The sequence below is a fragment of the Povalibacter sp. genome (assembly GCF_036735925.1).
Taxonomy (GTDB): Bacteria; Pseudomonadota; Gammaproteobacteria; order Steroidobacterales; family Steroidobacteraceae; genus Steroidobacter.
Window position 1 is genome coordinate 18,283 of sequence record NZ_DAINNK010000014.1, and the last position, 13,084, is coordinate 31,366.

General features: G+C 64.3%; 12 protein-coding genes. 3 read left to right on the forward strand and 9 right to left on the reverse strand.

All coding sequences use genetic code 11. The features are described from left to right. Positions 1-9 precede the first annotated feature (9 nt). Together V7D81_RS06580 and V7D81_RS06585 are read right to left on the reverse strand one after the other, a co-directional pair. Positions 10-945 (reverse strand): YcjF family protein, encoded by a 936-nt coding sequence (locus V7D81_RS06580; RefSeq protein ID WP_324315345.1) that lies wholly within the window; start codon positions 943-945, stop codon positions 10-12. Between the two features lie 77 nt (positions 946-1,022). Next, positions 1,023-1,283 carry a hypothetical protein gene (locus V7D81_RS06585; RefSeq protein WP_324315346.1) on the reverse strand — a complete coding sequence of 87 codons (261 nt, stop codon included), beginning with the start codon at positions 1,281-1,283 and terminating at the stop codon, positions 1,023-1,025. A gap of 70 nt (positions 1,284-1,353) precedes the next feature. On the opposite strand from V7D81_RS06585, the gene V7D81_RS06590 reads away from it, so the two are divergent. Next, complete coding sequence (locus V7D81_RS06590) at positions 1,354-1,476, forward strand: hypothetical protein (RefSeq protein ID WP_324315347.1); 123 nt, start codon at positions 1,354-1,356, stop codon at positions 1,474-1,476. A gap of 62 nt (positions 1,477-1,538) precedes the next feature. Here V7D81_RS06590 and V7D81_RS06595 read toward each other — a convergent pair whose 3' ends face one another. The 3 genes from V7D81_RS06595 to ppa all read right to left on the reverse strand — a co-directional run bounded on the left by V7D81_RS06595 (position 1,539) and on the right by ppa (position 4,501). Next, positions 1,539-3,083, reverse strand: coding sequence for an ABC transporter permease/substrate-binding protein (locus V7D81_RS06595; RefSeq protein ID WP_324315348.1), 1,545 nt, complete (start codon positions 3,081-3,083; stop codon positions 1,539-1,541). Continuing rightward, complete coding sequence (locus V7D81_RS06600) at positions 3,080-3,880, reverse strand: ATP-binding cassette domain-containing protein (protein WP_324315349.1); 801 nt, start codon at positions 3,878-3,880, stop codon at positions 3,080-3,082. The genes V7D81_RS06595 and V7D81_RS06600 overlap by 4 nt, the downstream gene beginning before the upstream one ends. A gap of 84 nt (positions 3,881-3,964) precedes the next feature. Further along, positions 3,965-4,501, reverse strand: coding sequence for an inorganic diphosphatase (gene ppa / locus V7D81_RS06605; RefSeq protein WP_324315350.1), 537 nt, complete (start codon positions 4,499-4,501; stop codon positions 3,965-3,967). A gap of 142 nt (positions 4,502-4,643) precedes the next feature. Between ppa and V7D81_RS06610 the strand changes: the two genes are divergently transcribed. Then, the gene (locus V7D81_RS06610) at positions 4,644-5,417 is read left to right on the forward strand and encodes a DUF3800 domain-containing protein (RefSeq protein ID WP_324315351.1); all 774 of its coding nucleotides are present in this window, start codon (positions 4,644-4,646) and stop codon (positions 5,415-5,417) included. 320 nt (positions 5,418-5,737) lie between these two features. After that, entirely contained in the window at positions 5,738-7,504 is a 1,767-nt protein-coding gene (locus V7D81_RS06615) for a DUF885 domain-containing protein (protein ID WP_324315352.1), read from the forward strand. A gap of 172 nt (positions 7,505-7,676) precedes the next feature. On the opposite strand, the gene V7D81_RS06620 is transcribed toward V7D81_RS06615, so the two are convergent. From V7D81_RS06620 to V7D81_RS06635, 4 genes are all read right to left on the reverse strand, one after another. Continuing rightward, positions 7,677-8,072, reverse strand: a complete 396-nt coding sequence (locus V7D81_RS06620) for a RidA family protein (RefSeq protein ID WP_324315353.1) — start codon at positions 8,070-8,072, stop codon at positions 7,677-7,679. A gap of 289 nt (positions 8,073-8,361) precedes the next feature. Then, a complete protein-coding gene (locus V7D81_RS06625; RefSeq protein ID WP_324315354.1) occupies positions 8,362-9,378 on the reverse strand; it encodes an ATP-grasp domain-containing protein in 1,017 nt (338 codons plus the stop codon). Between the two features lie 242 nt (positions 9,379-9,620). After that, entirely contained in the window at positions 9,621-11,780 is a 2,160-nt protein-coding gene (locus V7D81_RS06630; RefSeq protein WP_324315355.1) for a TonB-dependent siderophore receptor, read from the reverse strand. A 217-nt stretch (positions 11,781-11,997) separates the two neighbouring features. Then, a partial coding sequence (locus V7D81_RS06635) for a PLP-dependent cysteine synthase family protein (RefSeq protein ID WP_324315356.1) occupies positions 11,998-13,084 on the reverse strand: 1,087 nt, incomplete at its 5' end.

The window sequence follows — 13,084 nt, forward strand, 5'->3', positions numbered from 1 at the left end:
GTGCAGCGGTCAGCTGCGGACCATCGCCATGACCTGGCCGACGTCCAGCGTGCGGGCCTTGTCCCGGATCAGGCCGAGGTTCTGCTGCTGCAGCTGCTTCGCATCGCCCAGCAGGGACTGGTAGGTGCTCTGTAACAGGGCGGTGCTCATCTGCCGGCCGCCGGCGTAGTAACGTTTCGCGAGCTGGCCCAGCGCGTAGGTGGTGGCGAACGAGAAGGCCGCACCCGTGGCGACGCTGCCGACGCCACGACCCAGCGAACCGGCAATGCCGCCGAGCAGGCCGCCCAGCAGTTTGCGTCCGAACTGCTCGACGTATTGCGAGGCGATGCCGATGCCTGCCGTGGCGATGAATTCCTTGATGTGGTTGCGGTCGAGGTCGTGGCCGTAACGCTGGCCGATGCGATAGACCATCTTCATCTGCAGCGGAATGATGGCCATCGAGGCCAGCGACTGCGGCAGCAGCTCGATGGCGCCGTTCACGATGGCGTGGCTGAGAATGTATCGATCGAGTTCGGCGTCGGAGGGCGTCGTCGTGGCGGGTCTGGGCTCGCCGGCGGTAGCGAGCGGCGCTTCGACCAGGGCCGTGGCTTCGCGCTCCACCGTCGCGGCCTGTGCGCCGTCGAGCGCCAGCGCCGTTTTCAGCTGGTCGAGGAAGGTCCGTTCGGCCGCGTTGGCGACACCGTCCGCGTCGCAGACACACACGGCCATCTCGTAAGCGAGCTGACGTTGCGCCCGGTCGGTGATCGCAGCCGCGGCCCGCTGCAGGTCGACCCGCTTCAGCAACACATCCTGATAGAGCTGGGTCAGCTGCGGCGCATCGAAGTCGCCGGCCAGGGAGCTGGCAATGCCCTTGATGGCTTCGCGTTCGCGATCGTCGCCGCTGCCGTCGGCAAAGGCGGCCAGCAGGGCGATGGTGAGAATGGCTTGCTGTTCGGGTGTGGGCATGATGCGCGCGGTTCGCTGCAGAAGGCGCGCCATCCTGCCATAGATAAAGCCGCGGGCGCGGCCTGCCGCTCGATGCGTCAGTTGACCGAGCGCGCCGTCAGGTTTGCTGCCAGTTCGTCGGCGGTGATGAAGCCATCGCCGTTGGTGTCGATATAGGCGAACCGGTCGATGATGTCCTTGTAGGCACCGGCTTCCGTCTTGCTGATGCGCTGGTCGCCGTTGCGGTCGATGGAGGCGAAGGCCGGCGTCTGGACCTTGGCGACCGTCACTCCGTCGCCGTGTGCGACCGCGGCAAACGAGAACGGCAAGAGCGTGGCAAACAGGGTGGCGATTCGCATGAAAGATTCCTCCCGATGACTAGGGCCCGGTCATGTGGCGACCGGTTCTCCGGATCCGTGGACAACGCAGATGGAATACAACAAGTTTCCATCTGCGCTGCAAATGTCGCAGGAAATATACGGCTGTCAGGCCTTCCTGCCGTCGTGGCTTACGCGCATCCAGCGGGGCGCGATCGTGATCGACCGATCTTGAACGGAGGCTGAAAATCGGTGGCTCGCTCGCGACGCTGCGATGTCGGTAAAGGGTGACAGCGCTCAGAGCCGTTCGTTCAGCCAGCGCGCGGCAGCCTCCGCCGTCGACTTCTCCGTGTCGCGATCGACGCTCAGGTTGGCCTGCCGCATGGTCTCGATCGGGATGGCGCCGATCAGCGGTTCGAGTGTCCGGCGAAGTACTACGTCGGCCGCTCGCCGCGGAGCCAGCAGCACGATGGCATCGTAGGACAGCAATGCCTGACGCGGATCTTCCAGCAGGACCAGGTCATCCGCGGCGATGCGCCCGTCGCTGGAAAACGCCGAAATCACATCGACCTCGCCGCTGCCGACCGCGCGATACATGAAGGTCGGCTGGAACTGGCGTTCGGCGGCGAAGACGAGGCCATAGGCCCGCTTCACCGCGCTCCATTCCGGGCGGTCGAAGAATTCCAGGTCGCCTCCCATGCGCAGTTGTGCTGCGTTGCGCGCCAGATCCTCGAGCGTGCGGATGCCGAGTTGCTGCGCGCGATCGCGTCGCATCGCCAGCGCATAGGCGTTCTCGAAGCCCAGCGATCCCAGCAGCGTGATGCCGTGCCGTTGCTGCAGCCACGCCGCCGTCTCCTGCAGCACGATTTCGCGCGGCGGCGAATCGGTGCGATGCATGACATTGGCCCACAGCGTGCCCGTGTATTCGACGTAAACGTCGAGCTCATCGCGGGCCAGCGCCTGGAAGGCGATCATGGAACCGAGCCCGGTCCGCTGCGTCGTGCTCGCGCCCGCCTGCTGCAGTCGCTGCGCCAGCAGGTCGGCCAGGATGTATTGCTCGGAGAAATTCTTCGCACCGATCACATAGGCCTGCGACTCGCTCGACGTCGTACGCGGCAGGGCTGCGATCGCCACACCGGCCAGCAAGGCAGTCGCGCCCGCGACGATGCGCCAGCGGCTGCGCTTCGCCGTGCCGGATTCGATCAGCGCGAGTAGTTGATCGACGATCAACGCGAGCACGGCAGCGGCGATGCAGCCGAACAGGACGGACACCCAGTTCTGCACCTGCAGTCCCGCAAAGATGTAGTTGCCGAGACTGGTCTGACCGACCGGCGTCGACAGCGTCGCCGTGCCGATGACCCACACGGCGGCGGTGCGGATGCCGGCCATCAGCATCGGCGCCGCCAGCGGCAGTTCGATGCGCCACAGACGCTGCCAGTCCGTCATGCCGACGCCGCGCGCGGCTTCGATCACCGCAGGCGGCAGAGTGACGATGCTGGCCACGCCATTGCGAAGGATCGGCAGCATCGAATACAGCGTCAGCGCCAGCAGCGACGGCAAAAAGCCGAGCGCCGCAAAGCCGTGTCCGAACAGACGCAGCGACAGCGCCGACAGCATCAGCAGCAGCGGATAGAACAGCGCGAGCAGCGCGAGGCTCGGAATCGTCTGCACGATGCTGGCCATCGCCAGAATGAGCCAGCGAATGCGCGTGCGCCGCACGGCGAGCACCGTCAGCGGCAGGCTGATCGCCAGTCCCAGGGCGAGCGCCGAGGCGCTGAGGATGATGTGTTCGCCCAGATACCCGGGCAACAGTCGCCACGCGGCCGGCCAGGCGTCATTCATGCGTGCGTTGCTCCGCGGTCGCCATTGCGGATCAGCGATTGCACCCGATCCGATTGCCGGCGCGGCATGTCCATGAGCGCGCGCACGGCGGCGTCGGGGTGCTGGTTGAGCAACTCGTGCGGCGTACCGTCGGCGACGATGCCGCCATCGCGCATGACCAGGATGCGATCCGCGAGCAGCACGGCTTCGAACACGTCGTGCGTCACCATCAGCGTCGTGAGCTGCATCTGCTCGTGCAGACGCCGGTAGCTGGTACCGAGCGCATCGCGCGTCAGCGGATCGAGCGCACCGAAGGGTTCGTCCATCAGCAGAATGCCGGGTCGCGCCGCGAGTGCGCGTGCCACGCCGACCCGCTGACGCTGTCCGCCGGAGAGCGCCGCCGGCAGACGTTGCGCGAAGTCGCGCGGCAGATCGACGAGATCGAGCAGCTCGAGCGTGCGTGCGCGGATGTCGGCGGCCCGCCAGCGCAGCAGCTGCTGCGTGATGCCGATGTTCTCTGCGACGGTGAGATGCGGAAACAGGCCGATGCCCTGGAACACGTAGCCGATGCGCCGACGCAGTTCGAACGGCGCCACGGCAGTCACCTCGCTGCCGTCGACCGTGATGCGGCCTGCGTCCGCATCGATGAGCCGGTTGATGGTCTTGAGCGTCGTCGTCTTGCCCGACCCCGAACTGCCGACGATGGCGACGAACTGGCCCGCCGGAATCCCGAACGACACTTCGCGGACGGCGAAGCGCGTGCCGCCGTCGAACGATTTGCTGACCGCGTCCAGGGCGATCATCGGCACGGCAGTCACTGATCGGGCCCCGCCTCGCAGCGGCAGTCGACCCCGCCGGTCGACTCGCGCTGCGACAGGGTTTCGATCGTCATGATCGTGCCGCTATTTTTTCGCCGCTTGCGCGCGTTCGATGGCCTGCACGATCAGGTTCTGTGCTTCTTCCGCATCGCCCCAGCCGAGCACCTTCACCCACTTGGTGGTTTCCAGATCCTTGTAGTGCTCGAAGAAGTGTTCGATCTGCTTGATCGTGATGTCGGGAAGATCGGTGTAGTTGTGCACCTTCTCGTAGCGGCGCGTGAGCTTCGGCACCGGCACCGCGACGATCTTCTCGTCGCCGCCGGCCTCGTCCTGCATCTTCAGCACGCCGACGGGACGACACGCGACCAGCGCGCCCGGGATGATGCCGCGCTGATTGGCGATCAGCACGTCGCACGGATCGCCGTCGTCGGACAGCGTGTGCGGAATGAAACCGTAGTTGCCGGGATAGCGCATCGACGTATACAGGAAGCGATCGACGACGAGCGTGCCGGACGCCTTGTCCATTTCATACTTGATCGGCTCGCCGCCCACCGGGACTTCGACAATCACATTGACTTCACGGGGGGGATCGCGGCCGATCGATACGGCGTCAAGACGCATCAGACACTCCTGATTGAGAACGGAAAGACAGAGGGAAGGCCGACATTCTGCCACGCCGACTGCCGGCCGGCCGCGTGATTTCGCTGTTCCCCGAAATTGTGAGTATCCTGCTGCACGCATGAGTTCAGGAAGAACGCAAAACATGACGAGCTTTGTCGTTTACGTGGATGAGTCCGGGGATGAGGGCTTTGCATTCCGGAGCGATGGCAGTGGGAGTTCCCGCTGGTTCGTCATGTCTGCACTGGTACTGCGCAAGGCGAACGATTCGCAGGCAGTGGCGGTTGCTCGAGACATACGGCAATTGCTCAGCAAGCCGGTCAATCACGCCTTGCATTTCCGTAACCTCCGGCACGAGCAACGCATCCCTGTCGCGCGGCTCATCGGGCAAATGCCGGCCCGCACCGTATCCATTCTGATCCACAAGCCGTCGATCGAAGAGCCGGAAATATTTCAGCAGCAGGCATATGCGCTCTGTCGCTACGCCAGTCGCTTGTTGCTGGAACGCGTGTCATGGCTGTGCCGGGACAATCGCAAGACGGATGATGGTGATGGACGGGCTGAACTGGTGTTCTCGAATCGCAGCGCAATGTCGTATGACGATCTGCGCCAGTACCTGACTGGCCTGAAGCAGGAACGCGAGGGACGCGACGTAAGAATCGACTGGAATGCAATCGACCCGGCCCGGGTGAGGGCGGTGAATCACGATCAGCTTGCCGGGTTGCAGTTGGCCGATGCAGTGGCGACCTCTGCGTACTACTCAGTCACGGTGAACCGGTACGGAGATGTCGAAGATCGCTATCTGCGTTCCATCTCTCCGACCATTTACCGGCGCGACGGACGGGTCGAAGGATACGGGTTGAAGTTCTGGTGTTCGAGCCGAGATCTGATTGACCGCGTGATTGCGGTGGTGGCCTGAATCGAGCGTCAAAAAGAAACGCCCGCGGTTGGCGGGCGTTCATGGCAGGCCCTGAGTTCGAGGATCCCGCCCGTTCGGGCTGTCGCCGTTACCGGCAACCTCTACAAACCTCACGCTTGCCTGCGAGGCCATTCTATCCGGTCGCCATCACGCGGGGCCAGCCTATTCCCGCATTTCATCCAAATATGCAAACGGACGCTCATTACTGACGCGGTGTGCGGTCGGTGGTGGTCATGTTGCGATGAATACTTCTGAGCAGCTTCTCCCTGCAGGACCGGATATGCAAAGCTCCCGCGCCTCGTGGTGCGTCGGGTGTGGTCATGACCAGAATCGTACTGTCGCTGTGTTCGCTGTTGCTGTCCGCAACCGTGCCCGCGGCCGAGCCGCCACCCGCGGCCGAGCCGCATCGGTTGTTCGAGGACTATTTCGAGCGGTCGCTGCAGCTGAATCCCCTGCAGGCCACGTTCATCGGCGATCACCGCTATGACGACCGGCTGCCGAACTTCATTTCGCCGGCCTACCTCGCCGAGTCGCTCGGCGTGGAACGCAGCTACCTCGATGCTGCGCTCCAGTTCGAGCCGCAAGCGCTCTCTGCAGAAGATCGGCTCAGCCTGGAAATTTTCCTGCACGAGCGCCGTACTGCCATCGAGGGCGCGGCGTTCCCGAGCGAACTGCTGCCGCTCGACCAGATGTTCAGCATCGCGACGTTGATGCCGCTGTTCGGCAGCGCCACCAATGCCCAGCCGTTCGAAACGGTGCAGGACTACGACCGTTTTCTTGCCCGCATGAACGATTACCTCGCGTGGTCGGACCAGGCGATCGCCAACATGCGGCTCGGCATCGCGAAGAAGATCGTGCAGCCGCGCGTCGTGATGGAGAAGGTGCAGGCGCAGCTTGCCGCGCTCGTCGTCGATGATCCGCAGAAGAGCCTGTTCTACGCGCCGGTGGCGAAATTTCCGGATGGCTTCTCCGCCGCCGATCGCAAACGGCTGGAGCAGGCCTATCGCGATGCCATCGTCAATCGCATCACGCCGTCGTATCGACGCCTGTACGATTTCGTGCGCGACGAATACCTGCCGCAGACGCGCGCCACCGTCGCCTGGACGGCGTTGCCCGGCGGCAAGGCGTGGTATGCGTTCCTGATCAAGGTCAACACCACCACCGACTACACGCCGGACTTCATCCACGATCTCGGACTGAAGGAAGTCGCACGCATCCGCGGCGAGATGGAACAGGTGAAGACGCAGGTCGGCTTCCGCGGCGATCTGCACGCGTTCTTCCGGCACCTGCAGGACGATCCGCAGTTCTATTACGCCAAACCCGGCGATCTCATCGCCGGCTACCAGGACGTGAAGCGTCGCATCGACGCCGTACTGCCGAAGTTCTTTGCCGTGTTTCCCAGGGCCGACTACGAAGTACGGCCGGTGGAAGCCTTCCGTGCCGAGTCGGCGGCGGGCGCGATGTACCAGTCGCCGTCGGCTGACGGCTCGCGTCCCGGCATCTTCTATGTGAATACGTTCAACCTGAAGGCGCAGCCGAAGTTCGGCATGGAGACGCTGTCGCTGCATGAGGCGTCGCCGGGCCATCACTTCCAGATTTCGATCCAGCAGGAACTGACCGGCCTGCCGAAGTTCCGCCGCTTCGGCGGCAACTACACCGCGTATGTCGAAGGCTGGGCGCTGTATGCCGAATCGATCGGCAGGGAGATGGGTCTGTTCACCGATCCATACCAGTACTACGGCCGCCTGAGCGATGAAATGCTCCGCGCCATGCGTCTGGTCGTCGACACCGGCCTGCACTCGCGCAACTGGAGCCGCGAACAGGCGATCGCCTACATGCTCGACAACTCATCGATGGCGCCGAGCGACGTGGAGGCCGAAGTCGAACGCTACATCGCCAACCCCGGCCAGGCGCTCGGCTACAAGATCGGCCAGATCCGCATCCGCGAAATGCGCAGCCGGGCCGAAGCGGCGCTCGGGGCGAAGTTCGATCTCAAGGCCTTCCACACCGAAGTGCTGCGCGATGGCGCGGTGCCGATGGATGTGCTGGAGAAGAAGATCGAGCGGTGGATCGAGAGCAGGAAGTAAGAGGCCGCGATCGGCTCGGACTTCTTCTGTAGGTCAGGCTTCAGCCTGACATTTTTCAGGCCGGCTGAAGCCGGCCCCACAGCAAGAAACCAGCAACGCCGTCTTGATGCCGTGCCCTTGGCCGGGCCTGCCGTCCAATTCTTTCATGCGGTCTTTCGCGGCCTCCGATTCTTCAGACCGCATAAGCCCCACGAGTCCGCGCCGTCATCCCGATCTCCACCCGTGCGCCCAGCGGCAGGCTCGCGACACCGATCGTCGTGCGCGCCGGATACGGCTTCGCAAACTGCGTTGCGTACACCTCGTTCATCGCGGCGAAGTCGTTCATGTCGGTGAGATAGACCTGCACGTTCACGACGTCGGCGGGCGTGAGGCCGGCGGCGTCCAGCACGTTGAAGAGATTGCGGAAGCACTGTGCGGTCTGCTCGCCGATCGAACCCGTTACCAGCTTGCCGGTCGCCGGATCGAGCGGCGTCTGGCCGGAGAAGAAAACCAGACCGGCGGCTTCGACGGCGTGCGAATACGGCCCGACGACGGCGGCGCCGGGTGCGTTGATGGCGTTGCGGCTCATGCGGATCCTGAAGTGAGCGGAAGACGCGATGACGCTACTACGTCGCGTGCGAGCAAGCTATCGCCCAATGACACTGCATTGAGCCCCAGATGATTGAGATGAGGTTGAATTGAGCGTCCCTTCCTCCGCGCAGCGGGGGAAGGACAGGATGGGGGGCTCAAGTCAGGCAGCGCAGTTTGCCTTGATACCCCCACCCCAACCCTCCCCCGCTGCGCGGAGGAGGGGATCAGACGAGAGGCGATCAACGCAGAACAGTCCCTGATGTAGTGCCATTGGGCCATCGCCCGCTTCACGATCGCGTCGTCGCCTTGACGAGCTGCTTCATCGGCTCGGCGGAATTGCCGCCGAAATACTTGCGCACCGAGCCCACGAACGAACGCCACGAACTGCCGCGGCGGCGCGTCGGCAGGCCGAGCCGCTGGTGCATGGCCTCGAAGATCGCATCCGGTACGCTGATCCTGCAGGCCTTCTCCAGCCCCTGGAATCCCGGCGAAGAATTCGCTTCGCAGATGCGGTAGCCGTCGCCGTCGAACAGGATGTCGATGCCCGCGACATCGAGGCCCAGCGAACCTGCGACACGCACGGCGAGATCGGCCATTTCCGGCGGCGGATCGAAACAGGTACCGACACCGCCCAGGGAAATGTTGGATTTGAAACTGCCGTCGGCGGAGCGCCGCTCCATCGCGGCCACGGCCTGGCCGGCGATGACCAGCACGCGCACGTCGCGACCATGGCTCGACTTGATGTACTGCTGGAAGATGAAATCCGCGCCCGGCTTCGCGCCGTCGAGCAGCCTGGCGAGATCGTTGAACTGCTCGCGGTCCGCACACAGCAGCACGCCGTCGCCGCGCGTGCCCTTCAAGGTTTTCACGACCACGGGGAAACCCAGCTCGCGTTCGACCACGTCGACGTCGATCGGAAATTTCCCGAGGAGGGTCTTGGGAATCGGCAGCCCGGCGCCGCCGAGAATCTGCAGGGTCTGCAGCTTGTCGCCGACCGCTTCGACCGCCGCCGGCGAGTTCACCATCGCCACGCCCTGCTTCTCGAAATGGCGCAGCACGGCGAGCGTGAAGTAATCGCTCTCGCTGCCGGTGCGCGGAATGATGAGGTCGGGCTTCGGCAGCGCCTTGCCCTGGTAGATCGCCGACCAGTTGCCGGAAGAATCCACTACCAGATCGAAATCCCGCGGATGCAGTACCTTCAGATCGATGCCGAGCCGCGAGGCAACGCTCTGGAAGCGCTGCACCTCGGCCGCCTCGGGCACGTCCGGCGCGATTTCGCGATGAAAGAACAGCCAGCAGCGCATGGAAAGTCCTCGATTGGATCGTTGGAGCCCGCCGGTCTCGTCTGCCGCCACGGTGGGCGGAGTCGACCAGAAACGAAGTGAGAACGGCAGCGGTTCCCGGGGCGGAGTTGCGGCAGCGTAGCAGCGACGCGGTAACGGATCGGTCGCAGGCAGGCGAAAAGTCGGTGACAGACCCGTCAGCGAGACTGTCCGGGCGGTCGCGTGGCCCTCCTCCACACAGCCGGAGGAGGGGCCACGGAGGTTCAGAAGCTCATCCGGAACGATCCGAGAATCATGCGCGGCTCGCCGAGCATGATGCGCGACATGCCACCGTAGCTCGACGGGTTGTAGCGTTCGTCCGTCGCATTGCTGATGTTGAGCTGCACCTTGGTCGGGTTGCCCGCGAGATCGAAGGCGTAGCTCGCCATCAGATCGACCAGCGTGTAGCCGTCCAGCATGTACGGATAGATCGCCGGATCCCAGGCACGCTGCGTGCCGAGCTGCGAGTCCCGATACACCACGCCGCCGCCGAACTGCAGGCCCGTGTCGCCGACCCGATAGGTCGTCCAGAAACTCGCGCCGTTGCGCGGCACGCCGAACATGCGTTCGCCCTGCATCGTGTCCGAGTTCGTGTAACGCACGTCGGTGTAGGCATACGAGGCAACGACACTCCATGCGTCAGTGATCTGCCCGCTGATGTCCACTTCGATGCCTTCGCTCGTGGCTTCGCCCGCGAGGATGGTGCGCAAGGGATTCTCGGGATCGGCCATCGTCAGGTTGTCCTTGACGAGCTGGAACAGGGCGACCGTCAGGCCGAAGCGTGGACTCGGCTGCCACTTCGTACCGACTTCGTACTGGTACGACGTCTGCGGATCGAAGGCCGTCCCGGTGGTCCAATCGAAATTGGATGAGCCGAAACCTTCGACGAAGCTCGCGTACACCGACAGGTCCGGGCGCGGCTGATACAGCACGCCGCCGCGCCAGGTCAGCGCGCTGTCATTGGCCAGCAGCGTCGAGCCGGCGTAGTTGTTGTCGTAGCGCGCCTTGTCGTGGCGTACGCCGAGCATGACATGCCAGCGTTCGGCGAACGCGACCTGGTCCTGCAGATACACGCCTCCGTTCCTGTTCTTGTAGCCGTAGGCGTCGGCCGGATAGTCGTCGTGATAGGCGGAGGTGTAGTCGGGCGCGTGGATGTTGGAAAGCGTCGGCGTGCCGCCCCAGGCCCAGCCGCCCGAGTCGTAGTCCTCATCGTAGTAATCCGCGCCGACGAGCAAGGTGTGCTGCAGCGGGCCGGTCTCGAAATGACCGAGCAGTTCCAGGTTCACGGAAGCGACGCTCTGGTCTTCGTCCTCCCAGCCCCAGTGCACGCGTTCGTAGTTGCCAGCGAGATCGGCTTCCGACAGCCACGTGCCATCGGCGTGACTGTCGCGTACGAGATAGGTCAGGCGCTGCTGCAGTCGCCATGATTCATTGAATTCGTGCGACCAGTCGAGGGAATAGCTGACGCTGCGATCCTTGTACACGTCGTCCTTGCCGTTGAGATTGGTTTCGATGGGAATCTCGACGGGTCCGTTCACGTCGCCGATCGTGCCGTAGGTCTGCGCCCACGAACGATCGTCGTCCATGTACTCGATCGCCGCGCGAATGCTGGTTGCTTCGCCCGGACGCCATTCGATCTGCGGCGCGAGATACAGCCGGCGGTTGTGCGTGAAATCCTTGAAGCCGTCGGAGTCCTCGAAGGCGGCGTTGACGCGATACAGCCAGCTCTCGTCCGCATCCAATGCGCCGGTCGAATCGAGCGTGGTGCGATAGAACTCGTACGAGCCGATCTGCTGTTCGATGTCGGTGAACGCCTCAGCACGCGGACGCTTGGCGACGCGATTGATCATGCCGCCAGGTTCGATGCGGCCGTACATGATCGCGGCGGGGCCTTTGAGGACTTCGACGCGCTCGATGCCTGCCACTTCCTTCGGCGCCCGCGAGAAATCGCGCAGGCCATCCTGGTAGGTGGCGCCGTACGAGTCGGTCTGGAATCCGCGGATCATGAACGTGTCCATGGTGTTGCCGTCCGGGCCCTGAGCGACATACACACCGCTGACGTTCTTGATGGCGTCTTCGATGCGCAGCGCCTGCTGATCGTCGAGCAACTCACGGCTCACGACCTGCACCGAAAAAGGCGTTTCGAGCAATGGCGTATCGGTCTTCGTGCCCGTCGCGCTGCGCGTGGCGTGGTAACCCTCGACGGGACCGGTCGCGGTTTCCTCGATATCGGACGACACCTGGATGGCGCGCAGCGTCGTGGGTTCGGGTTGCGCGGCCGGCGATTGCGGATCGGCCGAGGCGGTGTTTTCTGCAGCGACGGCGAGCGTGGCGGTGATGGCCACTCCCAATGCGGTCGCTGCGGCAAGGCGGACAGGACGCATGCGATGACTCCCTGTTCATGTGTATCGCGGATGCGCCGCACCCGTCCGCGACGACAGGGCGGAAGCGGGGGCGGCAAGACGTTGGCTGGCGCTCGGGAAGTTCGCGCGGCGCGCGTAACGTCAGGAGGGGAGGCTGGCTGGTATCCGGTCGGCCAAGGTGCCGACGAACGGACGGCGATGATAATCGTTCTCATCTACGACGCAAGCTGCTGTCGTTTCAGCGGCTTATGAACTGCACCGAGTCGGACGCGAAGCCCTGCAGAATTGCCTCGAGCGTTGCATCGGCGGCGGCGATATCGACTCCGCAGGCCGCGTACCACTCGGGGTTGTAGTAGCTGTGCGAGTAGCGCTCGCCACCGTCGCACAGGATGGTGACGATCGAGCCGTGTTCGCCTGCCGCGCGCATGCGCTGCGCGACGGCCAGTACGCCGACGAAGTTGGTGCCGGTGGAGCCGCCGACGCGGCGGCCGAGTCGGCTGCTGACGTAGCGCATCGCCGCAAGGCTCAGCGCGTCCGGCACTTTCACCATCGCATCGACGCAGCCGGGAATGAAGCTCGCTTCGACGCGCGGACGGCCGATGCCTTCGATGCGCGAGCCGCCGGGCAGCGTGAGCGATGCATCGGGCTGGCCTTTGAGACAGCCGGCGAAGTAATCGAAGAACACGGAGCGTTCCGGGTCGGCGCACAGGATGCGCGTACCGTGGCGGCGATAGCGCACGTAGCGGCCGAGCGTGGCGCTGGTGCCGCCGGTGCCGGCGCCGCAGACGATCCATTCGGGAATCGGGTGCGGTTCCTCGGCCATCTGCTTGAAGATCGATTCGGCGATGTTGTTGTTGGCGCGCCAGTCGGTCGCGCGTTCCGCGTAGGTGAACTGATCCATGAAGTGTCCGCCGGTTTCGCGCGCGAGGCGCGCGGACTCGAAGTAGATGCGGGTCGGGTCGTCGACGAGATGGCAGCGGCCGCCCTGGAATTCGATGGCGGCGATTTTCTCGGGCGAGGTCGCCGCCGGCATGACGGCGATGAACGGCATGCCGAGCAGTCGTGCGAAGTAGGCTTCCGACACGGCCGTGGAACCGCTCGATGCTTCGATCACCGTGCTGTCCTGGCGCAGCCAGCCGTTCGCCAGCGAATACAGGAACAGCGAACGCGCCAGCCGGTGCTTGAGACTGCCGGTCGGATGACTCGATTCATCCTTCAGGTACAGATCGATGCCGTCGAAGCCCGGCAACGGCAGCGGAATCAGATGCGTGTCCGCCGAGCGGTTGAAGTCGGCTTCGATCTTCTGGATGGCTTCGGCGGCCCAG